The 26,600-nt window shown below is 36.5% G+C and carries 19 protein-coding genes, 2 pseudogenes and 1 riboswitch; of the genes and pseudogenes, 12 read left to right on the forward strand and 9 right to left on the reverse strand.

Translation table 11 applies throughout. The features are described from left to right. The first annotated feature begins 37 nt into the window (after nucleotides 1-37). From JF75_RS00785 to JF75_RS00800, 5 genes and pseudogenes are all read left to right on the forward strand, one after another. Nucleotides 38-1,018, forward strand: a complete 981-nt coding sequence (locus tag JF75_RS00785; protein WP_046331447.1) for a LacI family DNA-binding transcriptional regulator — start codon at nucleotides 38-40, stop codon at nucleotides 1,016-1,018. Nucleotides 1,019-1,133: 115 nt separating this feature from the next. Then, complete coding sequence (locus JF75_RS00790; protein WP_046331448.1) at nucleotides 1,134-2,546, forward strand: family 43 glycosylhydrolase; 1,413 nt, start codon at nucleotides 1,134-1,136, stop codon at nucleotides 2,544-2,546. Between the two features lie 19 nt (nucleotides 2,547-2,565). Then, nucleotides 2,566-3,984 (forward strand): annotated as a pseudogene (locus JF75_RS00795) (PTS transporter subunit EIIC); the annotation flags it as partial. Between the two features lie 57 nt (nucleotides 3,985-4,041). After that, nucleotides 4,042-4,473 (forward strand): annotated as a pseudogene (locus JF75_RS10750) (PTS sugar transporter subunit IIA); the annotation flags it as partial. Between the two features lie 37 nt (nucleotides 4,474-4,510). Beyond that, nucleotides 4,511-5,926 (forward strand): glycoside hydrolase family 32 protein, encoded by a 1,416-nt coding sequence (locus tag JF75_RS00800; RefSeq protein ID WP_046331449.1) that lies wholly within the window; start codon nucleotides 4,511-4,513, stop codon nucleotides 5,924-5,926. Between the two features lie 39 nt (nucleotides 5,927-5,965). Here JF75_RS00800 and JF75_RS00805 read toward each other — a convergent pair whose 3' ends face one another. Continuing rightward, nucleotides 5,966-6,619 (reverse strand): energy-coupling factor transporter transmembrane component T family protein, encoded by a 654-nt coding sequence (locus JF75_RS00805; protein WP_046331450.1) that lies wholly within the window; start codon nucleotides 6,617-6,619, stop codon nucleotides 5,966-5,968. A 9-nt stretch (nucleotides 6,620-6,628) separates the two neighbouring features. Continuing rightward, on the reverse strand, nucleotides 6,629-7,987 hold the full coding sequence (locus tag JF75_RS00810; RefSeq protein WP_084605798.1) for an ATP-binding cassette domain-containing protein: 1,359 nt from the start codon (nucleotides 7,985-7,987) through the stop codon (nucleotides 6,629-6,631). A 39-nt stretch (nucleotides 7,988-8,026) separates the two neighbouring features. After that, nucleotides 8,027-8,117, reverse strand: a riboswitch (TPP riboswitch). 141 nt (nucleotides 8,118-8,258) lie between these two features. On the opposite strand from JF75_RS00810, the gene JF75_RS00815 reads away from it, so the two are divergent. Further along, nucleotides 8,259-9,197 (forward strand): AraC family transcriptional regulator, encoded by a 939-nt coding sequence (locus JF75_RS00815; protein ID WP_046331451.1) that lies wholly within the window; start codon nucleotides 8,259-8,261, stop codon nucleotides 9,195-9,197. 36 nt (nucleotides 9,198-9,233) lie between these two features. On the opposite strand, the gene htpX is transcribed toward JF75_RS00815, so the two are convergent. The 3 genes from htpX to JF75_RS00830 form a co-directional block, all read right to left on the reverse strand. Further along, nucleotides 9,234-10,130: a zinc metalloprotease HtpX gene (gene htpX / locus JF75_RS00820; RefSeq protein WP_046331452.1), complete on the reverse strand. Its 897-nt coding sequence runs from the start codon at nucleotides 10,128-10,130 to the stop codon at nucleotides 9,234-9,236. A 17-nt stretch (nucleotides 10,131-10,147) separates the two neighbouring features. Continuing rightward, nucleotides 10,148-10,708, reverse strand: coding sequence for a LemA family protein (locus JF75_RS00825; protein ID WP_045927388.1), 561 nt, complete (start codon nucleotides 10,706-10,708; stop codon nucleotides 10,148-10,150). A 109-nt stretch (nucleotides 10,709-10,817) separates the two neighbouring features. Then, nucleotides 10,818-11,918 (reverse strand): SLC13 family permease, encoded by a 1,101-nt coding sequence (locus JF75_RS00830; RefSeq protein ID WP_046331453.1) that lies wholly within the window; start codon nucleotides 11,916-11,918, stop codon nucleotides 10,818-10,820. 189 nt (nucleotides 11,919-12,107) lie between these two features. On the opposite strand from JF75_RS00830, the gene JF75_RS00835 reads away from it, so the two are divergent. The 4 genes from JF75_RS00835 to JF75_RS10075 all read left to right on the forward strand — a co-directional run bounded on the left by JF75_RS00835 (nucleotide 12,108) and on the right by JF75_RS10075 (nucleotide 15,830). Then, nucleotides 12,108-12,467, forward strand: coding sequence for an iron-sulfur cluster biosynthesis family protein (locus JF75_RS00835; RefSeq protein ID WP_046331454.1), 360 nt, complete (start codon nucleotides 12,108-12,110; stop codon nucleotides 12,465-12,467). 178 nt (nucleotides 12,468-12,645) lie between these two features. Then, nucleotides 12,646-12,786 carry a hypothetical protein gene (locus tag JF75_RS10485; RefSeq protein ID WP_122051793.1) on the forward strand — a complete coding sequence of 47 codons (141 nt, stop codon included), beginning with the start codon at nucleotides 12,646-12,648 and terminating at the stop codon, nucleotides 12,784-12,786. A 120-nt stretch (nucleotides 12,787-12,906) separates the two neighbouring features. Next, complete coding sequence (locus JF75_RS00840) at nucleotides 12,907-13,824, forward strand: HNH endonuclease (protein WP_046331455.1); 918 nt, start codon at nucleotides 12,907-12,909, stop codon at nucleotides 13,822-13,824. 47 nt (nucleotides 13,825-13,871) lie between these two features. Then, a complete protein-coding gene (locus tag JF75_RS10075) occupies nucleotides 13,872-15,830 on the forward strand; it encodes a BspA family leucine-rich repeat surface protein (protein WP_052726838.1) in 1,959 nt (652 codons plus the stop codon). 102 nt (nucleotides 15,831-15,932) lie between these two features. Here the strand turns inward: JF75_RS10075 and JF75_RS00850 are convergent, their stop codons facing one another. Further along, nucleotides 15,933-17,456 carry an SLAP domain-containing protein gene (locus JF75_RS00850; protein ID WP_046331456.1) on the reverse strand — a complete coding sequence of 508 codons (1,524 nt, stop codon included), beginning with the start codon at nucleotides 17,454-17,456 and terminating at the stop codon, nucleotides 15,933-15,935. Nucleotides 17,457-17,634: 178 nt separating this feature from the next. Between JF75_RS00850 and JF75_RS10080 the strand changes: the two genes are divergently transcribed. Beyond that, nucleotides 17,635-19,476, forward strand: coding sequence for a BspA family leucine-rich repeat surface protein (locus JF75_RS10080; protein WP_052726839.1), 1,842 nt, complete (start codon nucleotides 17,635-17,637; stop codon nucleotides 19,474-19,476). A gap of 63 nt (nucleotides 19,477-19,539) precedes the next feature. Here the strand turns inward: JF75_RS10080 and JF75_RS00860 are convergent, their stop codons facing one another. After that, nucleotides 19,540-21,060: an SLAP domain-containing protein gene (locus tag JF75_RS00860; protein ID WP_046331457.1), complete on the reverse strand. Its 1,521-nt coding sequence runs from the start codon at nucleotides 21,058-21,060 to the stop codon at nucleotides 19,540-19,542. Nucleotides 21,061-21,270: 210 nt separating this feature from the next. Here JF75_RS00860 and JF75_RS00865 point away from each other — a divergent pair, with 210 nt between their 5' ends. Beyond that, complete coding sequence (locus JF75_RS00865; RefSeq protein ID WP_052726840.1) at nucleotides 21,271-23,277, forward strand: BspA family leucine-rich repeat surface protein; 2,007 nt, start codon at nucleotides 21,271-21,273, stop codon at nucleotides 23,275-23,277. A 63-nt stretch (nucleotides 23,278-23,340) separates the two neighbouring features. Here the strand turns inward: JF75_RS00865 and JF75_RS00870 are convergent, their stop codons facing one another. Then, the gene (locus tag JF75_RS00870) at nucleotides 23,341-24,864 is read right to left on the reverse strand and encodes an SLAP domain-containing protein (protein WP_046331458.1); all 1,524 of its coding nucleotides are present in this window, start codon (nucleotides 24,862-24,864) and stop codon (nucleotides 23,341-23,343) included. Nucleotides 24,865-25,040: 176 nt separating this feature from the next. Continuing rightward, nucleotides 25,041-26,564: an SLAP domain-containing protein gene (locus JF75_RS00875; protein ID WP_046331459.1), complete on the reverse strand. Its 1,524-nt coding sequence runs from the start codon at nucleotides 26,562-26,564 to the stop codon at nucleotides 25,041-25,043. Between the last annotated feature and the right edge of the window lie 36 nt (nucleotides 26,565-26,600).

Below are 26,600 nucleotides of genomic sequence, written 5' to 3' on the forward strand. Positions count from 1 at the left end.
ATTGATTTTTAAAATATATTTAGGATGGAATTTTAGTATGAAAAAAATTGGAATCCGTGAAGTTGCTGAAGAAGCACAAGTTTCCACAGCTACAGTTTCGCGAGTTTTAAATAATAGGGGCTATATTAGCAAGGAAACTCGTGATAAAGTCCAGGCAGCTATGAAAAAATTAGAGTATTATCCCAACGATCTGGCTCGTGCTCTTTACCAAAAAAGAACATATACGGTCGGTGTTATTTTTCCGTCAAATGTTCATCCTTTCCAAGCTGAATTAATACAGGATATAGAATATTTATTATCCCAAAAAGGCTATAAAATGCTTCTTTGCAACAGTCTAAATAATCCTCAAAAAGAAATTGATTATTTGACAATGCTCCGTAAAAATCAAGTAGACGGCATTATTGTTGGCACGCATAATAAGCATGTTTCAGGCTATCAAAATTCTAAATTGCCCATAGTTGCAATTGACCGTGACTTGGGTGAAAATACTACAACTGTAGCTTGTGATAATTATGCTGGTGGTAAAATGGCGGTGCAATTGTTAATTGACCGTGGGTGTAGGCAGATACTGGATATTAGGGGCGATAGTTCGGTCAAATTGCCGGCTAACGATCGCTCAACTGCATATTTAGATTTGATGAAAAAGAATAATTTACCTGAAAATGTTCTGGAAGTACCATTTGTGTGGAGTGCTGCTAAAAAGAAAGAAACTATTGAAAATTATTTGCAGAGCCATCCCCAAATCGATGGCATTTTTGCTGGAGATGACTTGTTAGCTTCATTAGCTATTTTTTATCTAGAGATGCATGATAAAAGAGTACCAGAAGATGTCAAAGTTATCGGCTTTGATGGGGCAAAGCAAACTTTGTTATATAATCCCAGATTAACAACAATCAGACAACCAATTGGTCAAATAGCACAGGTAGCAACAGAAAAATTAATAAATAAAATTAACGGCAAAAAAGAAACAGATCGCCTTGACCTTCCTGTAAGCCTTTATATAGGGCATACAGTCTAATAATTACCAGTTTTTTTTAACTGGCTTTTTTAATTTTACATATGTAACCGGTTGACATATGTAACGGGTTGCAGTATATTCAATAGTAAATGTAAGTGCTAACAAGGAGGAAACGATGGATTTAAAGCCGACTAATAATCAACAAATTTATTATCAACCTAAAGATGTTTGGGTAGGAGATATTATGCCTTACGCTCAGGATGGTAAGTTTTATATTTACCATCAACGAGATAAACGAGTTCATGGACCTATTACTGATCCTTTTGGCTGGTCGCTGGTAACCACTACAGACTTTGTGCACTACCAAGATTATGGAGAAGTATTAAAGCGGGGTAGAGCTCAAGACTGGGACCAATTTGTTTATGCTGGGTCTATTTTTAAAGCGAAAGATACCATTCATGCCTTTTATACAGGTTTTAATAAGGAATTTTTAAAAGAAGGAAAGACATCGCAAATCTTACTACACGCCACCAGTAAGGACTTTATTCACTGGACGAAATCAAAGAATGCTTTAAAGCTCGAACCACAGCCTGGTTATGATAACCGTAATTGGCGTGATCCATCGGTCATTTGGGATGATACCAAAAAGGAATACCTGTTGATTTTAGGAGCGCGAAAAGGTCAAGATAAGCATCGGTTGACTGGAAGACTTGTCAAATACACTTCAAAAGATCTAGAAAATTGGCAATTTGAGGGTGACTTCTGGGCGCCAAATTTATATACCATGTTTGAAATGCCTCAGCTTTTTAAAATGGGTGACTGGTGGTATCTGCTTTATTCAGAATATAGCGTGAAAAACAAGGTCTTTTATAGAATGAGTAAAAGTCTGAATGGCCCGTGGCTCAAGCCTAAAGATGAAGCTTTTGACGGTCGAGCTTACTATGCTGCCAGAACGGCTTTTGACGGCAAGCGCCGTGTACTCTTTGGCTGGGTTCCCACTAAAGTTGGTCTGAATGATATGAACAATTATGAATGGGGCGGTACTTTTGTACCACAAGAGATTTATCAACGAGCAGATAATACGCTAGGTGTACGTCCTGTGGCAGAAATTTGTACAGCTTTTGCAAATAAAACAGAAATTCCGCCACAGGAATTGCAAACTACAGACACTCTTGAAGAAAAAGAACTTATTGAAGATACGGGCGAACACTTTTATTTCCATACTAAAATCAGTTTTAGCAAATCTGTCAGTGATTTTTCTATTCGACTTTATCGAAATCCTGCAACAGATGAATCTTATGAGTTTAGATTTAATTTAGATGAGAACTGCTTAACTTTGGATAAAAACCCTTGTTACAGGTGGTACCAAATGATGAACAAGGGACTTAACAGACCAATCAATTTAAAGGCTGGCAAAGAGTATGATCTAAAAGTAATTGTGGATGATAATATCCTAACGATTTATCTAGATGGTACTGCGTTAAATGCTCGCGTTTACCATAAGTTTGGCCATACTTTAAGTGTGACCGTGACTAACGGAACGCTTCAACTTGATCAAATTGAATTTTCCAATGATTATCGTAAATGATAAAAGAGGATCAAAATAAATGGCAGATTATAATAAAATTGCACAAGAAGTTTTAAAAAATGTTGGTGGTGCAGATAATGTAGTTAGTGCTACACACTGCGTTACCAGGTTAAGGCTAGTTTTAAAAGATGTTAATAAGGCCGACCAAGATGCCCTTAATAACATTGAGGGTACTAAAGGAGTAATATACAACAGCGGGCAACTGCAAATAGTATTTGGTCCGGGAGCAGTAGAGCAGGCTTATGATGCTTTTGTTAAAATCTCTGGGACTAAAGAAGTATCAGTTGATCAAATTAAAGATGAAGGTATCAAAAACAAAAATAAATTTCAGCAAGCATTTAAAGTTTTTGGCGATATCTTTATTCCTATAATTCCAGCTTTTATTGGTGCTGCAATGATCTTAGGTTTAAGGTCATTACTTGCTACTCCGGGCATGTTTGGTATGACCAAGTCACTAGCCCAGCAGAGTGTGTATGTAGGCGATTTTTGTAAATTTTTAAATGTTATTGCCACTACATTTAAAATCTTGCCCGTATTAGTAATGTATTCAGCCACTAAGCGCTTTGGTGGTAATCCAATTTTGGGAATATTAGTCGGCTTTGTCATGATTTCACCTGATTTGGCTGATAGAAATGCTTTTGTGCTGGGAAAAGTTCATCCAGCGTATTGGAATTTATTTGGTCTAAAAATAGCTGCTGTGGGTTTCCAAGGTGGTGTCTTTGCGGCGATTTTAACTGCATGGTTTCAGGCCAAGGTTGAAAAAATAGCTACTAAATATATACCTCAAGTTGTCTCGTATATACTCGTGCCTGCGGTTACTTTGCTGGCGGCCAATTTATCTCTGTTTCTAATTTTTGGACCTCTCGGTCTCTGGATTGGGAATATTTTAGGCGGCATTATTAATTTCCTTTATATGAAAATGAGCGCTTTTGGTGCCTTTGTCTTTGCTGCGGGACTGCAACCTTTAGTGGTAACGGGAACGCATCAAGCTATTCAGGGAATTGAAGCTAATTTAATTGTGCAGACAGGATTTGATTATATTCAACCTATTTGGTCAGTTTCCATTATTGCCCAAGGCGGTGGCTGTATTGGGATGTATTTGATTTTAAAGCAAAAATCCAAGGATCGTGACATTGCTATTTCAAGCTTTATTCCTACGTTAGTCGGAATTACTGAACCCGCTATCTTTGCTGTTAATCTTAAATACAGTATTGTGCCTTTCGTATGTTCATTTCTGGGAGCCGGATTTGGCGGAGTTTACATGAAACTGTTAAATGTTAAAGGTTTAGCTCAGGGTCTTACTGTACTTCCCGGTTTAACGGTTGCCAGACCAATTGGACCGTATGTTATTGGTAACCTAATTGCATTTGTTTTGCCAATTATTTTTATTCTGGTTTGGAATAAATTCAGGCCGATATTACCGGAAAACAAAAGAAGAGTGGACCACAAAGAAAGCAAAATATTAGTTGCTACTGATGATAATTCTGTCTTAGCACCTGTTGATGGTGAGTATTTACCTCTTGAAAAAGTTAATGACGAAACTTTTTCCCAAAAATTAGTTGGAGATGGTTTTGCTATTCAGCCGACTACCGGCGACATTTTTGCACCCGTTAATGGAAAAGTGGTATCAGTTTTTCCGACTAAGCATGCAATTACCTTAAAGAGTGAAAATGGTGTACAAATATTATTGCATATGGGGATTGATACAGTTGATTTAGGTGGCAAAGGTTTCACAATTTTAGTAAAAGATGGTCAAGAGATTGCTGCCGGCGACCCACTGGCTAAGATGGATTTAAAAGCTATTCAAGCAGCTGGTAAACAAACTACGGTCATGGTATTATTCCCTGAATATAAAAATGGCTTTACCACCAAGAATAAGGATACAGAAGTAAATCACGGCAATTTGATTTTGCAATTAAACAAGTAAGCGAACTGAAATTTATAAGAATAAGGAAGAAACAAGAATGCGGGTTCCAGCAAAAATTACCAATGAGCGTTATCGCCTTAATTATCATGTCTCAACACCTTCCGGATGGATGAATGATCCTAATGGCTTTTCGTATTATCAAGGCTACTACCATATTTTTTATCAGTATTATCCTTATTCATCTAAAAGAGGACCAATGCATTGGGGACACTATCGTAGTCAAGACCTGATTCACTGGGAAGAACTGCCAATTGCGCTGACGCCAGACAGCCCTGAAGATGACAATGGCTGTTATTCTGGCAGTGCGATTGAAAAAGATGGCCGTTTATATCTGATCTATACTGGCAATCATTATTATGATGTGAATGATCATAGTCGTTTTTGCCAAACGCAAAATGTTGCATATAGTGATGATGGTATTCATTTTACAAAATATAGTGGTAATCCAGTAATTGCCTTACCACCGGCTGATAACTCACAGCACTTTCGTGATCCGAAAGTATGGCAACATGGAGATTCATATTATATTATTGTTGGTAGTCAAAATAAGGCAGGACTGGGTCGTGCAATTACTTATAAGTCAACTGATTTATTGCACTGGAAATATTTAGGACCAATTGCGGTTTCTCAGGGAAGAGATAATGAAGGATATACGTGGGAGTGTCCAGATCTTTTTTCACTAAATGGGCAAGATGTTCTCTTATGTTCGCCGCAGGGAATTGCAGCAAAGGGTAAAAAGTATCTTAATCTTTACCAAACGGGATATTTCATCGGCAAGATGGATTATCACCAAAACCAGTTTGCACACGGAGCGTTTCAAGAACTTGATCATGGCCACGATTTTTACGCGGCGCAAACGATGTTAACACCTGATAACCGGCGCATTGTCATTGGCTGGCTTGATATGTGGCACGCTGATTTTCCCGAGCAGGCTGATGGCTGGTGTGGTGCTTTAACCTTGCCGAGGGAATTAACTTTAAAGAATAATCAGCTGTATATGAAACCCATTAAAGAATTGAAACAGCTGCGGCAAGAAAAAGTTATTGCTGAAAAATTAGTAACTTCCTCACAGCAGATTAATGTTTCCGATCCGCAGCATCTGGAATTGTTTTTGACAGCTGAAACAGAAAATTGGTCTGGCAATGAGATTAATTTGGTACTCAAAAATAAGCAGGAAAATTTAGTAACACTCACTTGGAACAAAGGGAATAACGAAGTGGTTTTAACTCGAGCTGATAAACCCGCAGCTGATTCTCGACGCTATGGCAGATTAAGACCAAAGCCCAATCTGAAAATCCAGGTATTTATTGATACCAGTTCCATTGAGTTTTTCATAAATGACGGTGAACTGGTATTTTCAGAACGGTATTATACTTCTGAAACACCTCAAATTTTGGTCAATGCAGATCAGTCAGTCAAAGTAAATATTATAGGCTATACTTTGGCAAAATAACTTAGGCCATAGAAAAAGCGGACACGCAGGTCCGCTTTTTTATTTTAATGTAAATAGTGCCAGGTTAACTAAAAACAGGATAACAATCGACTTAAGCCAGTCACTTTTTTGAACGGGCACAGGCACGATAATTGAGCGCTTGGCGCTCTCACGGTAGCCGTGAGATGCCATACCCTGTGCTAAATTTTCTGCCGAATTAAGCGCAACCAGAATAGCTTTAAAATATAAAACAGGTGACCAAAAGCTTAAATAAACTCCTCTCATCATGCCGGCAGTGCGTATTTGTTTAACGGCTTCCTTCATTCTGGGGACGATGTTAAGAGCGGCTAAAACTCCATAAGCAAACTTACTGGGTAAATGGAAATTTTGCTCAAAAGAGCGTGCTAATTCTGTGGCAGTAGTTCCTATTGATACACAGTAGATAGTCAGGGTATAGACGTAAATCCGACTGGATAAACTCAGTGCATTTTGCAAATTAGGCTGAGGTGCAAACCAATATAAAGTAGCAAAAACCGTAAATGCAGCAATTAGCGGCATTAATAAAGTTAAAAGCAGGTTCTTTACTTTGATATGTTTGTAAATTAGATAAATTATGGTAAAAAAGATGATTAACAGATTAGTTAACAAGCTAGATTTAAGAGATATTTCTATCGAAATAATCAGTGCTAGAAAAAATTTAAAGCTGGGATTCATGATCACACCTCATTTATTCACATAGGTTAAATGCTGGTCTTTAAAGATGAGGTGGTAGTCACACCAATCTGCCAGATTCCTTAGTTCATGACTAATAATTAAGAGCGTTTGACTACGTGCTTTCTGACTTTCTTTTAATAAAGCCATCACCTTCTTAGCAGAGTCCGCATCCAAGCCATTAAGGGGCTCATCAATTAGCAATACATCCTGATCGGAGATCAACATTAGTAAAATTTGCAGTTTCTTTTGTTGCCCGCCAGATAATGAATAAACCACGTGGTCAAGCAGTGAATCAAGTTTAAGGGAGATTAAAGCCTCGTTTATTTTGTCATCAGTAAAATAATTGTTGGTTCGCTGCTTTTTGCTTAAATTGATTTCATCCGCAACAGAAACATTGATAAACTGATCAGTCGCGTTTTGAAAAATTTGCCCCACTTTAAGCAGATACCTGCGAGCTGATAATTTACTGATTTCCTGCTTGTGATAAGTTAAACTGCCTGCATATGGGATCATTTTGGTCAGTGCGTTAAAAAGAGAAGTTTTGCCAACTCCGTTTGCTCCAGTAATAAGAGTAGTTTTACCAGAAAAGATATTTAAATGTTCCTGCTGTAAAAGTAAGCGGTTTTGTGTAATCTCCGTATTTTTGAGTTTAAAACAAATTTCTTTGTCATCGTTAGGGATGGCAAAAGTATAAGAAACAGATTCCGTATTTTTTTGCAACAGTTTTTCTTTTTCACTGGCAGAAAGTTGCACTAGGTTTTTACCTTGAAATTGAAACAGGTTATCGCAATGGCCTTCATAGTCAGTTAGCACATGATCACTTAAAATAATTGTTTTCCCTTGATCACGCAGGTGAGCTAATTTAGCAATTAAGAATTTGCGAGCAGCTGGATCACAGCTGGCAAAGGGTTCATCAAGTAAAAAAAGATCGACATTCATCGCAACAAGTACAGCTAAAGCAACTCTTTGCTGCTCACCACCAGACATGGTGTTAATTTTTTGATCAAGCAAATAATCAATTTGCGTGAACTGAACAGCTTCATTCAAGCGTTTTGTATATTGAGTTTTATTAAGACACAGATTTTCTAGTGCAAAAATAATTTCTTCACGTGGCGTTGTCATCGTAAACTGTTCACTGGCATTTTGAAACATCATAGCTGATTTTAATCCGCCTAAATCTAGGGTACCGGTTAATTGGCCCGCAAATTCGGGATATAAATTCGCTAAAATTTTTAATAAAGTAGATTTACCACAGCCGGTTGGACCAACTAATAGTGAAAGTTCTCCAGTAGGAATAGTGAGATTAATATTTGTTAAAATTTTGTTTTGCTTATCGTATGAAAAATTCAGGTTATTTAATTTAATCAATTTAGTTACCAAAAAAATCGTCAGGACAATGCCTGACGATGTAAAATCTTTCGTTTTCCCTTCGCTGGCATTATCCATAGCAGGTTCGACGGGTCTGTTCTCAGCCTTTGCGGCACCCCGATGTTAAATTCATTATACATAAAAGAAAAATAGATGTCTACATTTACTAGTATTCTCTCCTTAATTTAAATAACAAAATTCTATTAGTAAGATGAAAATTTGCTATATAATAAATCTATATATTCTAAAATTTGCATAAGAAGGTGAAATAATGGCAGCAGTTAAACTTGAACAATATTTAGCCAGTATTTTGGATTCAACTAAGTCCGACACTAATGAAGTAAAAATCAAACCAAAAAATATTAATTTTGATTTATTCAGAGTATTTTTGGAAAATCGCAATACTGGAGTTCATCGCTACCAAACTACAGCTTCAACTATTTTATATGAAGCTCGGGGATCGGTAAAAGCCAGAATTAATGATCAGAATTTTTTGCTTAAAGCTGGCAATATCGTGTTTTTACAGAGAAAAAGTAATTATGAAATATTGCAGCAGGGCGAAAATGATATATTAGTTAAGTTGGAATTCAACCGTAATTTTAAGATGCTGGATTTTCTGGGAAACTATTCTGTCATGGATTCACGTGAAAAAAAGGTCTTTAAGGCAATTACTGACGCTTATAATCAAAAACGCTTATTATTTTTGAATAGTACAGCACTGTCTATATCTGCAAACGCACTAAAAAAAGTAATTGATGAATATCTTAATCAGGATCTTTACACCCGTCAGGTAATTTTAGCAGAGTTAAACTTGTTATTAATTGCTGCAGTTAGAAATCAAGATTTAGCGACAGCACCTGTGACCAACCATCAATTTGTTCAAACTGATTTAGAAAATTATATTGATGCGCACTTTACTGACATAACACTTAATGACACTGCTAAACATTTTGGCTTTAATCCTAATTACTTTTCAAGTTTGGTTAAACAAAAAACTGGTAAAAGTTTCGTCGAACATGTTGATGAAAGGCGTATGCAAGAGGCGCGAAATTTGCTTGCCCGACCAGATATTTCCGTAAAAGAAATAATTGCACGGGTAGGTTACAGTGGCAAGTCCTTCTTTTATAAAAAATTTAGTGAATATTATCATGAAACGCCAGTCCAAATGCGGGCCGAATTATTTAGACAGGCAAACATCAACTTAAAATAAAAAGCAACCTTGACTAAAAAAGGTTGCTTTATTTTATTACATTTTTTCTAAGCGGCTAATCCTGTCAGCTGTTGGCGGGTGACTGTCAAATAAGTGAGCAAAACTGCGCTTTTTACGTACAGGATCTTCAATATACATGCCGGCACTGCTTGGGTCGGCTTTTTTCATGGGCTCGGAACCGTCAATCTTTTCTAAAGCAGAAATCAGTCCTTGCGGGTTGCGAGTTAATTCTACTGAAGAGGCATCAGCCAGATATTCCCGATTTCGCGATAATGCCATTTGCGCTAAACTGGCACAAATAGGACCCAGAATTAACACAAATACAATAGCCACGATCTTAAAAATGACTACAATAGTACCACCATTGTCGTTATCGCTGTCGCGATCATCGTCAATCCACCAAATATAGCGACTGGCAATACCTGACAAATAAGAAATGACACCAACTAATACTGCGGCAATAGTAGAAACTAAAATATCATAGTTTCTAATGTGAGAAATCTCATGACCTAAAACGCCTTCCAGTTCTTCGCGGTTCATCATGTCAAGTAAGCCCTGAGTAACTGCCACAGCAGAATGGTTGGGATCACGTCCGGTTGCAAAAGCATTAGGACTAGGATCATCAATAATAAAAACTCGCGGCATTGGCACCCGACCGACCAGTGCCATATCTTGTACAACGTGCCACAGTTCAGGATTATCTTGCTCTTGGACTTCTTGAGCATGATTAAGACTCATAACCATATTGGCCGGGTTAGGCAGGACAATTAGCATGTAAATCAAGCTAAAAACCACAGCAATAATTAATCCTAAAACAGGCCGGTTGCCAAAAAGATAACCAAGACCTGCCCCTACAAGTGCCAAAATAATGACAAATAATCCCATAATCCCAACGGTTTTACGTTTATTGCTGGCAATTTGTTGAAATAACATAAAAGTTGACCTGGTATTTAAAACTTAACTTTAGGTACTTCTTTTTCAGATTCACTGGTTTGCAAGTAGTCAACTTTCTTAAAGCCGTGAATGTGAGCAACAATATTAGACGGGAAAGTTAACAGCTTTTGGTCGTAAAGTGCAGCAGAAGAATTGTAAAGTTGTCTTGAATAGGCAATTTTGTTTTCAGTGTTAGTTAATTCTTCTTGCAGTTTCAAGAAGTTTTGGTTGGCTTTAAGGTCCGGATAGTTTTCTGATAAGGCAAAAATTGATTTAAGGGCATCAGAAATCTGATTAGAAACCTTTAAGGTTTGGGCGTGATCATCGCTGGGAATATTTGTTAACTGATTACGCAATTGTACAACATTTTCCAATGTTTCTTTTTCGTGTTTGGCGTAGCCCTTAGTTGTTTCGACTAAGTTAGGAATCAAGTCGTTACGCCGCTTTAGTTGTACATCAATCTGACTCCAAGACTCATCGGTGTATACTTTGGCTTTTTGTAAACTGTTGTAAACTGTAATATAAAGTGCAATTAATAAAACAACAATAATTACAATTACCCAAGTTAAACTATTCATAGTATTCCTCCTTATATGTATCTCTTAATTATAACTGATTAAGGACCTTTTGAATATAAAAAAGAAGCTTATACTATCTTTCATTAGCAAAGCTTTACTAAATTGTATCTTAAATTAATAAAAGTCCCCAGCCCACAACGGTTAAAACAATCAGACCAATAAACTGCATTACTGACCATTTCTTAAAAAATTCGCTTCTGGAAACTGTCGCATTTTGAGTAAAAGTTTTTAAGACCAGCATATTGGCCATTGAACCGATAGGAGAGCCAAAGCCGCCTATGTTGGAACCTAAAAATAGTGCTTCCGCGTATGGAGTAAACTTACCAACTAAAATAGTTGCAGGCACATTGCTGATAATCTGACTGGAGATAATCGAAGTGAAGTAAGTTGAACTTTCCGAATTAATCATCGTATGAATGATGCTGACAATCATCGGGATCTGTTGAATATCACTAATGAAGATGAAGAAACAGGTAAAGGTTAATAGCAAAGCAAAGTCCACTTTAAGCAAAATTCTGGGATTGATTAATAAAGCTAAAATAATTGCCACAATCATCGGAATTGCCACATTAATCACCTTAAATACCCCTAAGAAAAATAAGGCGAATACTGCTGTAGTAATGATTGTAGGCCTTAAACTGATATTGATCTGTTTAATATCTTGTCTGGGAATTTTTTTACGAGGGATAAAGTAAAAAATAATAAACGTAATGACTAATGCCATTAATAAATAGGGCAAAGACCAGGAGAAAAACTGCAGGGCATTAACAGAATATTTACTGACCAAAAAAATATTGTGGGGGTTGCCCCACGGAGTAAAAGCAGCCCCAATATTTGCACCCATACCAATTAAAGTGACAGGTAAAATTTGTGGCAAGTCACATCTTTTGGCAATATTTAAATACAGGGGAATCAATGTAAGCGCTGTTATGTCATTGCCGAGAAACATCCCAGCAATAATCGCTAGAAGCGTAAACAAGATGTTTAATTTCTGCATATTGTCGGCAATACTGGTCAGTTTATACGCCAACACGTCCAGAACGTGCAAGTAAGCGTATATTTGAATAATGATTAGCATCGCGGCGACTGAAAAAATAGTATGTAAGTTAATATCCTCAAGCCGCGGTCTAGCAAAAAAAAGACTGATAATCGTTATTACAAAAGTAATCTGCAGGATTTTATCACTAAAAACCTTTTTCAAGACGGTCATAAAATGTCCCCTTTCACAAGTTATAATCATCTATAATCGCTATATACATTTTGACCTTTTTTTCTGTTATACGCAATAATAAATTTTTCATGGTGAAAAGCACTTTTACTATAAACATAATTTTTGACACTATAACTTAATATATCCTATACTGGAGAAAATTGCTAAGGATTAGGAGGAAATATTAAAATGAGTAATTCCGAATCAGTTAAAATGAATGTTAAAGCAGGTGCAGCTGATAAAATCAAGAAAAGTGTGAAAGACGGACAAGTTGTTTTGCTTTCATTAAATGACGGTTCCAACAAATATTCTAACATTGCCGGTAGCTGTGCTGCCGGGACTCGTTTTCAATTTGTAGTCTTGGATCAGCAAGACCCAGACTTTTCACTTAGAGTTGAAAATAATGCTGGCTTGGATTTATACACCAGTCCTGCAGAAATGCAATATTTAGGCAACGATTTGGTAGTAGATGAAAAGAATGCGGCCATTAGTTTAGCCGATGACAGTGGCGTAATTGATGCTGCTATGACAGTTAGTGAAAATAATTAGTGCATTTAACTAATAATATGTACTCAAAAATAACTTTATTTTTAGCGTTCCAGAATGGAGCGCTTTTTATTTTAAATGGCAAAACAGAACGGTTCAGTATGAGCGCATCTTGCTTCAAAAAGTCCTAAGTGTTAAACTATATAAGATTTTCGAAAATCTTGAAAGGAAGTATAGTACTATGCGTAAAGGTGAAAATTACAACACTGGTTGTGAACCAAACCAAAGACCTAAGAACAAGAAGAACGGCAGAAAACGCGTTGCGCACGTGGCAGCAGTCGTTGCTTTCTTGAACAAGGCCAAAGCAGACGAAAATAAATAGTTTGTTTTTAAACAAAACTAAAAGGTGGATGAAGTTTTCGTCCGCCTTTTTTTATTGCTCTAAATTGAGTAGAATTAGATTAATGATACATACATTTTGCTCTAAGGAGAACGCTTAAAAGTGAAATTTCAATGCAGTGCATGCGGTTTGCGCATCAATGCCAAACATTTTAAACAAATGGGTTTGATTAACCCTAAATTAACTAGTATTTGCGATCTGTGTATCCAAAGAGGAGAAGCACCGGAGAATTTTGCTAATATTGCAGTGAAAGTCTTTGCGCAATGTCTGCTGTTTACTTTTGTCGGAAAAGATGAAGACTCAGATAGTCCTACGTTTTTAATTGCCAAAAATGACGTGCGCAAGCGTTATGAAGCCTTTATTCAGGATTATGACGGCAATGAATTGGCCCAGCAACAGCTATCAGCACATGATTTTAATCAGGCAGTAATAGACAGCGAGACGGGTCAAACTGACTTTGTGCCCAGCAGCGAATTCACTTTTGCTGAAAACCTAAGTAAATTAGGCTTAAACGTCGACTTTAAACTCAATGAAGTGGATTATATTGACCGCGAGCGTATTCGGGCCAAGTACCATTACCGCTGCCAATACTGTGGCAGGCGCGGACGCAGTGTTGATCACAAAGATCCGGTTTCACTGTCACATAATAATGATTTTGACAACCTGATTTTATCCTGCACGGAATGCAATCGCATCAAGTCCAACATGCCGTATAAATTGTTTGTCAGTTTAAATAATGAAATCCCTGAAGTTAACCGAAAACTGGTTAAATATGAAGACGCTCTTGCTACTTTGAAGGGTGAATTTGAGGAAAGACGGCGTGAATTAGCTGCTAAAATGCACCTAAAAGGCGTTGTTAATGATCCCGAACTTGACCAGATTCGTAAGCAAAACAAAAAATTGCAGGATGCAATTGATAGTCTGGAAAGTGATTATAATGACTTGCGTTCTTTACGTGAACAGCACTTTATGACAGGCTGGAAACTAGCGCAAGTAAATGAGAAAGAAGATATTATTTAATTTTTAAAAGGCTTACAATGAAATTAAGAGGAAAAGGAGGTCAAAAAATGAAGTCAACTAAATTCAAGCAAAATATTTTAGCAAAATTGGGGATCAGTATGGCTGCCGCAGTCTTGGGCATGATGAGTGGTGCTAATCTGGTCCAAAATGTTTTGGCAGCTTCTGCTGCACCTGCTGCTAACGGTCAAACTGCAAAAACAACACCGGCTGCAGCCAGCACTGGCAATAATCAGCTAGGCTTTTGGACTGGAACGGATGGCAGCTGCACGTGGCAATATGATGTCCTTACTAATACGCTGACTATTAGCGGCGTTAAAGGAGCACAACTGTCAAGTACACCTTTTACCAAAGAATTCAAATGGGCTGGAAGTATTGAGCATATCGTTTTTGAAAATCCGTTTAAGTTGTCTGCAAATTCAAAAGAAAAATTTGCTAATTTGAGATATTTATCTGATATTAAGGGTTTAGAGAACGCTGATACCAGTGAGGTAACCGATATGTCTGGTTTATTTGCCGGTGATATGAACCTTAATAGCTTAGATATTAGTAAGTTTGATACCGGTAAAGTTACAGATATGAGTAACATGTTCTTTAAATTAGGTATGAATAATGCTACTGCTACAGCAATAGATTTGAGTAAATTGAATACCGCAAATGTAACCACTATGAACAGCATGTTTGCGGCGGCCAATTTTAAAAAGCTGGATTTAAAAAACTTTAATACTAGCAAAGTAACCGATATGGCAAATATGTTTTCCGGTACCAAGGCAGAAACGATTAATGTAGATAGTTTTGATACCAGTAAAGTACAAAATATGAGCGGAATGTTCGATAATTGCATGATTAAACAGCTCGACTGCTCAGGCTTTAATACCAAAAACGTAACGGACATGAGCAATATGTTTTCTCATAGTATGGACATAACAACTCTAAACTTGAGCAATTTTAATACTAGTAATGTTCAAAATATGAAAGCTATGTTTTTTGGAGATTCCAATTTGACCAGTTTGGATTTGAGTAATTTTGATACTAGTAAAGTAACTAATATGTCAGGTATGTTTTCAAACGATACAGCATTAAAACAACTTAATTTAACGGGCTGGAATACTGCCAATGTTACTGATATGAGCACTATGTTTGCCGGATTAAAGAATATGGTCAGCTTGGATATTAAGCACTTTAATACCGGCAAGGTAACTGATATGTTTGGCATGTTTGAGGGTGCTGAAAATTTAACTGATTTTGATATTAGTAATTTTGATACCAGCAAGGTCACTAGCACCAGCTATATGTTTTCTGGTATGAAAAAAATTACCAGCTTAGATTTAAGCCATTTTAATACTAAGTCCAATAAAAATTTGTCTGAAATGTTTAGTGATGATGACAACTTAAAGACGGTTAATTTGAAAGGCTGGAATACCAAACGGGTTAGGAGTATGAGTCGCATGTTTAAAAACGACCCGCAGCTGGTCAATATTAATTTAAGTCATCTTAAAACTAATAGTCTCACTGAAGCTTATGAGATGTTTAAAAATGATCGGAGTCTCAAAACTGTTGATTTACATAATTGGAACACCCGTAAATTAACTGAAGTAAGTGAGATGTTTGCTCAATGTCCTAATCTGACTAAAGTTAATTTACACGGCTGGCACATGCCTAAACTGACTGATTCGACAGATATGTTTATGCAGGACAAGAAATTAGCGGGGGTTGATCTGACTAATTTTAATATTCATAACAGCAGGATTTTAAATCAGGCAGGCAATCCAAAAGGGTTTGCTGTGAAGCTGGGCCACTACCGTTTGCGTAAGAGTTCAGGTGTAGGTCAAGGATTTAAGCACATTCAAGCTGTAGGCAAAGGAACAATTAGAAAACCGAAAGGCAAAAAATATACTGCAAAGCAGTTATTTAAGCTGTATAATCACTCTGCCAAAAAGAGTCCTAGAGAAACCTATGTCATGTATAACGGTAAAAAACCACAGTTACCAAAATCATTTCATTTTTGATTTTTAGTAAAATAAAAGGATTAGCTCATTGGTGTGACCTAATTTTGGGGTTCACATCACATTTCAGAACTAATCCTTTTTAGTTTGTCTTTCTAGTAAACTTTAGGCAAATTCAGGGAAGTTTAAAGTTTTTATCTGTGTTTTAGTGGTTTTTAACAGCCAGATTGCCTGATCTACTTGTGCCAGTGTCGCTTTGCTCGACCGTAAGACAACAGCAGCATTAGCTAAAGCATAGTCATAGCTCTGCATAAGTGCATCATAATGGACACTCTCGTTAATAGTTTGCTGTCCAGAGTCAAAGTCTTTCTGGAGCTTCACTTTATCGCTGTCGGTTGCTACTTTTTGTTTCTGCTCAGCTGCTAATGAAGTGTTTACAGGAGAAAGTTTTATGCCCCAGCTAAATTTCACATCACTTGCTTTGACGAAACTGTTAGCTGCTATTATTTTTTCACTGGTGGTGAGAATGGTTGGACCATATTTTTTGTCAGTCGCCGGGGCCTTTAGTTGTGTGCCATCATTGTTGATAAGGGCTTTTCTGTCTAAATTGTTACTCAGAAGATGATAATACAACTCCGCTTTGTTTGTAGCCGCATTCCAAATATAGAATAAGCCGTCAACATTAAAATCAGACTGCTTTGCAGTATTAAAACTAATCCCAACGGGTTTTCCTGTGGCGTCATAGAGCTTAACGTTTGCAGTAGTCTTTGCAGTAACAAAACTGTAGGTTAAATCAGAGTAGTCGGTAGTTGGTAAGTAATTTCTCAGGTTGATACAGTTTTCATCTATGTATTCATCATGATGATTATGCAGGCGGAAAATATAGCCTTCAAAATCTTCTGCCCAAGGCGTAACGGCTAAGTCAACTTTTATTTTCTGCCCCTTTTTTAAAATGTGTTTGGTTTTCATTTCGTTTAAAGTCTGAGTGGCTGTCTTTTTGAGAACGGTGGCCGTTGTAACCCCATTGTAAGTTAAAGGATAACCATCTAAACTTGCCACATTATAGGCTTTGACATAGCGATTTTTACCAATGGCATAATAATTTTTCCGTTTAATTTTTGTAAGAGGAAGGTAGAAAAAGTGCTCATCGTTATCTGATTTAAAGTATTTACTATAATAGTATTTTGGTCTTGACTTAACTTGCTTAACTTTGCCTTGATATTTAACAATAGCTCGCTTAGGTAAAGTGTGGCCAGTCTTGTTACCGGTTTTAGTATAAACGGCTGATTTTTGTAATAAAACTAATTTGCCCTTTTTGCTGTTCTTACCATTGACTTCTTTAATATCCGCCGTACTAATGTAGCAACCATTACCAATATTATAGAATTTTTGGTCCTTAATTTTTCTAGTGCCGTAGTATTTCATAACATCTGCATTAAAGCTATAGATATACTTATAACCACTGGCATCATCTTGAGCATAGGGCAGATATTTGTTCTTGTTTTTAATTTTATGCCCATATTTATTATAAAGATGGGCACCATAGATTAAAGTGATTTTACCCTTTGCGGTCTTTTTACTGCTTTTGGCAGCTGCAACCGTTTGTATTTGATTGCAATTTACTAAAAAAGGTGTGACGACCAATGCCAAAGCCGTGATCGCCAAACAGATTTTTTTGGTTAATTTCATGATTTACCTCCTTACTAATCCTTTCTACTAAATTTATTATAACCTAATATAGGTGCAGCAATACATGTCTTACGATAAATGAATAAAAGGCTGACAAAGTTTAACTTAAGTTTTAAATTATTAATTAGTTTTAAGTAAAATACCCGTATAATTAGGGTAAGAGAAAAGAGGTGTCAAGATGAAATTACCCAATTTAATCAAATTGAAAAAAACTGGGATAGGTATTGCAACAATGACATTAGGTTTAGTCGTAACGGTGCAAACAAACGTAAATGTAGCTGCTGCAACAGAAACTCCTGCTGTTGTCCCAATTAGTGCGACAGGTTTGCCATCTGATGCCGGTCTGTGGACTGGCACTGATGGCAGCTGCACATGGCAATACGATGTTATTAGTAGAACTCTGCGGATTAGTGGCGCGCAAAAGAGCAGTCAATTATCCAGCACACCGTTTTTAAAGCAGTTTAAATGGTCAGGTAATATTGAGCATATTGTGTTTGAAACACCAGTTCAAATGGCTCCGAATTCGGCAGAAAAGTTTTCCGGTCTTGAGTATTTGGAGGATATTACAGGTCTCGACAAAGTTGATACTAGTCAAGTGACAAATATGGCTTTGCTTTTTACTAATGACAAAGCTCTAACTAAAGCTGATGTGAGTCACTTTGATACCAGCCAAGTGACTAGCATGGAACGAATGTTTGACAACACAGCCTTAACAGAAGTAGATTTGAGCAGTTTTAATACAAGCAAAGTCACAAATATGAGCGGTATGTTTAGAAACAGCCCGATGAAACATCTTAATCTGAAAAGTTTTGCTACCAGCCGAGTGACCAATATGGCAGAGATGTTTGCGGATAGCGATGTGGCAGAACTTAATCTGGCTAATTTTGATACTAGTAATGTCACTAACATGGCTGGTATGTTTGCTGGAATAAAAGTTCCTGAACTAAATCTTAAGCACTTTGATACCAGAAAAGTTAATAATATGTCCGATATGTTTTCCAGTACCCCAAATTTGTCAAGTCTTGATCTGAGTAGTTTTGCTACCAGTCAAGTGACTAATATGGCGGAAATGTTTTCGGGCAGTAAAGTTACTCACTTAAATTTGGCTAATTGGAACACCAAAAACGTCACCAGTATGAAAAATATGTTCCAAGGGTGTTCTGACTTAACTAAACTTGACTTAAGCGGCTTTAATACCCGTAATGTTACAGATATGTCGGGTATGTTTGCAAAATTCGCCCATTTGGATCAGCTAAATTTCAGTCACTTTGATACGAGTAAAGTTAAAGATATGAAAAAAATGTTCGCATACAATCCAGCTGTTACTAGTTTGGATTTAAGCAGTTTTGATACCAGCAACGTTACTAATATGATCTCGCTGTTTTCTGGAGACAGCTCTTTGGCTAAACTCAATTTAACGGGCTGGAATACCAAGAATGTACGCTGGATGAATTCAATGTTCAGTGGTGACAGCAGTCTAAAAGACATTGACTTGAGGCACTTTAATACTACCAACGTTACTGATATGCTTAGGATGTTTAAAGGTGCAAAAAGTCTGGAGCAGCTTGACCTGCATACTTGGGATACACGCCAAGTTACTAGGGTCAGCGAAATGTTTATGGACTGTGATAATCTTGTTTTTGTTGATTTACGTGGCTGGCGGTTACCAAAAATGTATGATTCAACAGAAATGTTTACTAATGATCAGAAGCTAGCTGGAGTTGATTTAAGCCATTTTAATATTCATAATAGTCAGATTTTGAAAAATGCTGGTAATCCTAAAGGATTTGCTGTCAAGCTCGGTCATTACCGCTTACGTAAGAGTTCGGGAGTAGGTCAAGGTTTTAAACATATCCAAGCTGTTGGCAAAGGCACAATTGTCAAGCCTCGGGGCAAAAAATATACGGAAAAACAATTGCTAAAACTGTATAACCATTCGGCTAAAAAGAGTCCTAAAGAAACTTATGTTATGTATAATGGCAAAAAGCCGCAGCTGCCTGAAGGGTTCAATCTCAAATAGATAAGACAAAAAAGCTAATTCGTTTTAAGTACGAATTAGCCTTTTTCTATTAGTCTAAAAGATTTAATCGCCCTGAGGAACAGACATAGTTGTCAGTTGCTCTTTAGCAGTTTTAACATACCAGACAGCTTCAGCAACTTGGGCGATAGTTGCCTTATCAGATCTTATTATGGCAGAGGCATTACTTAAGGAGCAATCATAATTATTCATTAGATCCGTATCATATTTAGCGTTTTGATCTAAATCTTTGCCCTCATTAAAAAGTGCTAGTAATTCTTGCTTGTCAGCAGTCGTTGCAATTCTTTGATCATTTTTGGCCTGCTCAATCGTATTAAGTGCTTTCAGCTTTAACCCGCTGACGTATTTAACATCGCTGACTTTGATAAAGTTATTGCCATAGTTTAATTTTTGGTTATTACTGTGGGTTACTGAATCTTGATCTGGTATCGGATTTGGTTGCTTGTCATCAATCACATTAGTATCGCTGTAATTTAGACAGTGATAAAACAGTTCCGCCTTGTTTTTCTCAGGAATCCACAAGTACATTAAGCCATCAACCGTCAGATTACTATGTGTCGGCTTCATGATATGCTTGCCAGTTGCCTTACCGGAAGTATCATAAAGTTCAACGCTGTTGCCTGCTAATGGGGTGACATAAGTGTAGACTAAGTCACTGTAATCAATAATAGGCAGGTTCCTTTTCAGTTTAACTTCGTATTCTGAAACATATTCATCTGGGTGATCGTGCAATCTGTATATATAACCCTCAAAGCCATCAATTTCGTATGGAATAACAGTTAAATCAAGTTTAATCTTTTGTCCTTTTTTCAGTTTCCGCTTTGCAGCAGAATAATTTACCGTTGTGCTGGAGGTGTTCCTAAGGACAGTCGCTGACGAAACACCATTGTAGCGAGCAATGTGACCGTTAATGTAGCCGACATTAGCTGCCTTAATGTAGCGATTATGTCCTAAAAAGTAATAATATTTCCCTTTAATTTTATGAGTAGGTATATATCTGGGCTTGAAGTATCTGTCTAAATCATTAAGATAATAAAAGTATTTGGGTGTTTTAGTAGCAGTCTTAGCTTTTCCTTGATACTTGACAATTGCATCAGTTCTTAATTTCTTACCAGTTGTTTTGCCAGTCTTGGTGTAAATCAATGAATTGTGACTTAATACTAGTTTGCCTTTTTTAATATTGTGGCCTTTTACTTCTAAAATATCGGCATTTTTAACGTAATAGTTATGTCCAAGGTTGTAAAATTTTTGCCCGTTAATTTTTTTAGTGCCGTAGTAGGAATAACTGGTTCTGCCATTGCTGTATTCATCAATTTCCATGTCAGTAATCACGTAGCCCTTGGAATCAGCGCTAAAACCTTCAGGAACGGTAAAGCCGTGAGAAATATTCAATTTTATTTTATGACCTGACGGATTGTAAACATAATCGTTTTTAAGCAGCGTAACTTCTCCTTTGGCTTTTTGAGCAGCTTCTACTGTTTGGGAATTGGTGATATTTGGCAATAATGGACCAGCAGTTAATAATAAGGCTGTTAGTCCAATACAAATTTTCTTAAAACGTTTCATATTATGACCTCACAAATTATGACCTTACAAAGATGAGCTTATAATTTAATGTTATCGTAACCCAAAATGAAACTCAAATTTATTTTATCTGGTGAATTTAATGGATTTTGCCTGGCTTTCATTATTTTTTGCAACTAGGAAAACTATATTTTGCAATATTTTGGGTTTGAAACGGCTTATAATTAAGTTAATGAAAAGGAGGTCATGATAATGAATCATAACCATTCAAGACAAATTTTAAGTTTAGTTAAAAAAGTTGGTATTAGCAGCAGTCTTGCTTTTTGTGGTCTGAACTTAATGGCAGCTGCTGTTAAGCCGGTTTCTGCTGCAACTAATAAACCTGATGCTAGCGATCAAGTGAATAATGATATTCAAGAAATACCGGGTATTTGGTCAGGCAAAGATGGCGACTGCAGCTGGAATTATGATATTGTTACCAGAACCCTGACAATTAAAGGAACTCAGAAAAATAGCACTCTTTCGAGTCGCCCGTTTAATGAAGAATGGAGTTGGGGGAATAATATTACCCATATTGTTTTTGCCTCCCCCGTAAAACTTCCTGCAGATTCAAAATATAAGTTTAGCGAGCTAAATAATTTGAAAGACATTAAAGGACTGGACTTAGTTGACACCAGTGAAGTCACTGACATGAGTGGCTTGTTTGATATGGATCAGGCTCTGACTGAGCTTGATTTAAGTCACTTTCAAACTGATAAAGTAACTGATATGAGTAGAATGTTTGAGTCTACAGGACTATCAACGCTAGATTTGAGCAGTTTTAATACTAGCAATGTCACTAACATGAATTATATGTTTAGTAATTGCACTGCTGAAAACATTAACTTGACCAGTTTTAATACTAGCAATGTCACTAAAATGGATTATATGTTTAATGGCTGCATTGCCAAAAGCATTAACTTGAGTAGTTTTAACACCAGTCGCGTTACTGAAATGAGTAATATGTTTAGTCTAACCAAACTTCAAAATCTTAATTTTGCTGACCTTGATACAAGCAATGTGACTGATATGTCAGGAATGTTTGAGCGGGCTGATATTTCTAATTTAGATTTTGCCAAACTCAATACTAGTAAAGTTACAGACATGGAATACATGTTCTCAGGAACAACTGGGGTAAAGACTCTGGATCTTAGCTCATTAGATACCAGTAATGTTATTAAGATGTCAAATATGTTTGCTTCAAGCAAAATAAAAAAATTAATTTTAGACAACTGGGACACCAATAAGGTAACAGATATGTCGTATATGTTTGCTGACTGTCCTAATTTAACGGATGTTGACTTAAGCAAATTGCATACGGCGAATGTCACAAACATGTCATACATGTTCGAAGGCTTTTCACAGCTAGAGCAATTAAATCTAGCCAAACTTGATACTCATAATGTTAAAAACATGAGAGGAATGTTTGCGAAAAATCCTAATCTAAAGAGTATAAATTTGAATCATTTAGATACGTCAAATGCAACCAATATGCGGGAAATGTTTGCGAAAAATCCTAATTTAAAAAGTATAAATTTAAATCATTTAGATACATCAAATGTAACTAATATGCGGGAAATGTTTGCGGAAGATCCTACTATAGAAAGTCTAGATTTAAGTCATTTAAATACTGCAAAAGTTACCACCATGTGGGGGATGTTTACTGGAGATTATTCTTTAACCAATTTGAACCTGGATGGCTGGAATACTGAGAATGTTAAAGACATGACTTATATGTTTACTGATAATAAGAGTTTGATTAGCATAGATCTTTCGCATTTCAGAATGACTAATGTTACTAGTACAACTGGGATGTTTAATGATTGTACTAATCTGATGTATGTGAATTTAAGTGGCTGGCATTTACCGAAATTAAAATCTTCAACTATAATGTTTGAAAACGATAAAAAATTAGTTGGAGTTGATTTAAGTCATTTTAATATCCATAATAGTCAAATTTTGCTCAACGCTGGTAATCCTAAAGGTTTTGTTGTCAAGCTTGGGCATTACCGCTTACGTAAGAGTTCGGGAGTAGGCAAAGGCTTTAAACATATCCAAGCTGTTGGCAAAGGGACAATTAGAAAGCCGAAAGGCAAGAAATATACTGCAAAACAATTGCTAAAACTGTATAACCATTCGGCTAAAAAGAGTCCCAAAGAAACTTATGTTATGTATAATGGCAAAAAACCACAGCTGCCTAAAGGGTTCAAGCTTAAATAGATAAGACAAAAAGGCTAATTCGTTTTTAATTACGAATTAGCCTTTTTGTTTTATGTTAAAAAATTAATCACCCGGCGGAGTAGACATAGTTGTCAGCTGCTTTTTAGCGGTTTTAACATACCAGACAGCTTCATCTACCTGCGTGACAGTTGCCTTATCAGACCTTAACATAGCAGAAGCGTTTCTTAAGGCACAATCATAATTAGACATAAGATCATGATAAGCGCTATTTTGTGCTAGATCTTTTCCTTCATTAAAAAGTGTGAGCAGTTCCTGTTTGTCAGCTCCTGTCGCAATCTTTTGCCCATTTTCAGCCTGCGCAATTGTATTCAGGGCTTTAAGCTTTAACCCGCTGACGTATTTCACATCGTTCACCTTAATAAAGTTATTGCCATAAAATAATGCTTGCTTTTTTGCAGGGTAAGTTGGCTCTGAATTTGGCACCGGGTTTGGTTGGTTGGCATCAATCACACTAGCGTCACTGTAATTTAAACAATGATAAAACAGTTCCGCCTTGTTTTCCTCGGGTACCCAGAGATACATTAAGCCGTCAACTGTCAAATTACTGTATTGCGGCTTTATAATACGTTTACCAGTTGCCTTACCGAAAGTATCATAAAGTTCAACGCTGTTGTCTGTCACTGGCGTAACGTAAGTATAAACTAAGTCGCGATAGTCAATGATAGGCAAATTCTTTTTCAATTTAACATCGTCTTCATCAACATATTCATCCGGATAGTCGTGCAGTCTATAAAGATAACCCTCAAAGCCATCATTTTGGTAAGGAATAACAGTTAAATCAAGTTTAATCTTCTGTCCTTTTTTCAGTTTACGTTTAACGGCAGAATAATTTACCGTTATGCTGGCGGTGTTCTTAAGAACAGTTGCTGACGAAACGCCGTTGTAGCGAGCAATATGACCGTTAATATAGCCGACGTTGGCTGCTTTAATGTAACTATTATGTCCTAAAGAGTAAAAATATTTTCCTTTTATTTTGTGGGCAGGTACGTATTTGGCTTGGAAGTACCTTGCGACATCATTAAGGTAGTAAAAATATTTGGGTGCTTTAGTAGCAGTCTTAGCTTTTCCTTGGTACTTAACAACTGTATTAGTTCTTAGTTTCTTTCCCGTTGTTTTGCCAGTCTTGGTGTAAATCAGTGCATCGTGCTTGATAGTCAATTTGCCTTGTGTGATATTGCGCCCGTTGACTTTTAAAACATTAGCATTATTAATGTAATAGTTATGCCCTAAGTGGTAAAATTTTTGTCCGTTAATTTTTTTAGTGCCGTAGTAGGGATAACTGGTTCTACTGTCATCATCATAAACTATCATTTCTGTAGTCAAATAGCCTTTGGGATCAGCGCTAAAGCCGTTAGGAATGTTATAGCTATGTGTACCCCGATTTTGCTTCAATTTTATTTTATGGCCTGACGAGTTGTAAACATAATCGCTCTCAAGCAGTGTGACTTTTCCTTTGGCTTTCTGAGCAGCTTCTACCGTTTGGGAGTTAGCAGTATATGGCAAAAATAGAGTGGTGGATAGGGCCAGGGCTGTTAAGCCAATGCCAACTTTCTTGAAAAATTTCATTTTATGACCTCACAAAAAAATGCTTAAGTTAATATCATTGTACCCTAAACTGATATTTAAAATTGTTTTATTATATAAATTACCTAAACTTTTGCGTGGTTTAGTTAGTTTTCAAATTAAGCAATAAAAATAGAGTTAAACCACTCTTGTTTAGTGGACTAACTCTATTTTTTAATTTAACTCCATTCGGCAAAGTTTAAAGTACTTAATTGAATTTTAGTTGTGTCAAGTAGCCAAATTGCCTGTTTTACTTGAGCAATCGTTGCTTTTGGAGATTGTAAAATAGAAGAAGCAATCATCAAAGCGTTATTATAATTACTTACTGCACTTTGTTGCTCACACTTAACATTCTTGTTATTCTTATTTTCCTCAAATTTTCTTTGTAATTCTTGCTTATCCTTATCTGTTGCTACTTTTTGATCGTTCTCAGCATCTTTAGCAGTATTGAGAGGGGTAAGTTTAATTCCACTGGCAAAAGTAACTTCACTAGCTTTGACAAAGCTGTTCGTATAACGCATCTTATCTTCTGTCGATTCAATTAGTTTATTGTTTTTGTCAAATTCTGGATTTTTAAGGTCAGTACCGTCGTTATTAACAAAATAGTTTCTGTCTATTCTGTATGTTAAAAAGTGATAAAACAGTTCTGCTTTGTTTTCGCTAGGTACCCATAAGTAATAAAGACCATCAACGGTCAAGGGGCTTTGCTTACGGTTCCTGTAACTGATACCTGTTGGAGTACCGTCAAAATTATAGAATTTAGTATTTGTCGTAGTATTAGGCCTTACATAGGTGAATGTAAGCTCATCGTAACTTGATGTTGGCAAATAGTTTCTTAATTTAATGTAGCCTTGACCAACATATTCGTTAGGATAATCGTGCAGGCGATAAATATAGCCTTCAAAGTCTTCTGCCCAAGGTTGAACCGCTAAATCAACTTTAATTTTTTGCCCCTTTTTGAGAACGTGCTTGGTAGAATCATTGGTTAAAGTTTGAGTTGTCGTCTTTTTAAGAACAGTAGCATAAGTAACGCCATTGTACATAAGGGGATACCCATCTATACTATCAACGTTATTTGCTCTAATATAACGATTTTTCCCTATTGCATAACAGTCTTTACCATTAATTATTTTTGTCGGCAGGTAATAATAGGTTGGTTTTTGCTCAGAAACGTTAAATTTTGCAAAATAATATTTTTGCTTGGATTGAGTTTGCTTAACCTGACCCTGATAGTTAACGACTGATTTAACTGGTAGAGTCTTGCCTTTTAGTTTGCCGGTTTTAGTATAGATTGCAGATCTATGATTCAAAACCAGCTTACCGGTCTTAGAGCTTTTGCCGTTAACGTTATTGATATCACCGTCATTAATATATTCTCCTTGACCAATTTTATAGTATTTTTGCCCATTAATCATTATTGTGCCGTAATAATCTAAGGAGTCGACATCAAAAGAAGAAACATAACAGAATCCATTCACATCTGCTTCAATTACAGAATAATTCCCGTTTTTTCTTGCTTTAAGTCTTTGACCATATTGATTATATACGGGTGCGTCATTGACTAAAGTAATTCTGTTTTTAGCTAATTTTTGTGTTTTTGGCGCAGCTTGCACTGTTTGAATATGATTTAGACTTGGCAGCAGCGGACTAATTGTCAACAGGGTTGCGGCTAAGCCAAGACCAATTTTCCTGAAAAATTTCATATCTTTACCTCATTATATGTGACTTTATACCCAATA

It is taken from the genome of Lactobacillus kimbladii, from assembly GCF_000970755.1.
Classification (GTDB): Bacteria; Bacillota; Bacilli; order Lactobacillales; family Lactobacillaceae; genus Lactobacillus; species Lactobacillus kimbladii.